This window comes from Campylobacter sp. US33a, from assembly GCF_004378855.1.
GTDB lineage: Bacteria > Campylobacterota > Campylobacteria > Campylobacterales > Campylobacteraceae > Campylobacter_D.
In genome coordinates this window covers 1-252 of record NZ_RYYL01000053.1, presented here as the reverse complement: position 1 = coordinate 252, position 252 = coordinate 1, and the positions used below count along the sequence as shown (strand labels likewise).

The 252-nt window shown below is 36.9% G+C and carries 1 protein-coding gene; it reads left to right on the top strand.

The genetic code is table 11. The annotated features are described in order from the left end of the window. On the top strand, positions 1 to 252 hold a 252-nt coding region (locus tag ELQ16_RS09865), incomplete at both ends, for a hypothetical protein (RefSeq protein WP_208335105.1).

The window sequence follows — 252 nt, the reverse complement described above, 5'->3', positions numbered from 1 at the left end:
ATACTAAGTATGTATGTGGCGTGCCTTTAGGTGAGGGAAATTTGGATATTAAGACTTGTGTAGAAATTTTAAAACAAGCTGGATTAGATCGTATCAATGTAGAACAATGCTATCCTTATTGTGCCACTTTTAAGAGAGAAGAGGGTGCAGGTGGGATTAAAGAGCTGGGCAAAGGAGCTTTTAAAATCGAAAAGCCCTTGTTTAATGACTTAAAAGCAATGCAGTATTATTACCCTCAAGAAGTCTCTAAAG